1 pseudogene is annotated in these 606 nt (G+C 57.1%); it reads right to left on the bottom strand.

The annotated features are described in order from the left end of the window. Window positions 1-577, bottom strand: a pseudogene (locus L691_RS0122835) (hypothetical protein); the annotation flags it as partial. Window positions 578-606 lie beyond the last annotated feature (29 nt).

The raw sequence follows: 606 nt of genomic DNA, 5'->3' as shown, positions 1-606 counted from the left end.
CGAAAAAAAGCCGCTCCAGTCCCGGACCGCTGCCCCAGGAAGGATGCAGAAACAACCCGCTGCTGTTCACCGTCTCAAGATTCAGATAAAATACGGACAACCCCTGGCACCCAAACTGCTTGGCTAAGTTCATCGCGACCGTCGTTTTGCCGCTGCTGCCGCTTCCCGACACAATCCCCAGCAGCAAAGTGCCTTCACCCAAACCGGAAGCTGTGCGCTTTCGCCGCACTTCACACAGCTGAAGCATGGAGGACAGCAGCGCAGGCAGCGCTTGATATTTTGCAATCCTTTTGCCGCCTGCAGCACCTTGATTCTCCGTGAACGCCGTGCCGCCGGTTTCCTCCAGAATCGCCCAAGGGACCGCCGCCCGGCCCCCAACGAGCCACGCCTCGATGAATACGGGATCGCCGACAACCGCATCAGGCGCTTTCCCGCCCTTCATGTACTCGGTAAAAACATCCATTCGGCTGAACGCCCTTATATTCAGCATTTCGCCATACTCGCTGTGGTGAACATAGTGGAGCAGCGGTTCGATATACTGGGTTTCACTCACGGCGAGCACGATGTTAGCGGCCATAACCCTCCCCCTTTCCTTAACTTCCTCGT

This window comes from Paenibacillus zanthoxyli JH29, from assembly GCF_000520715.1.
Classification (GTDB): domain Bacteria; phylum Bacillota; class Bacilli; order Paenibacillales; family Paenibacillaceae; genus Paenibacillus_AQ; species Paenibacillus_AQ zanthoxyli.
The sequence above is the reverse complement of the archived record's forward strand: the minus strand, read 5'-3'. Positions and strand labels throughout refer to the sequence as shown.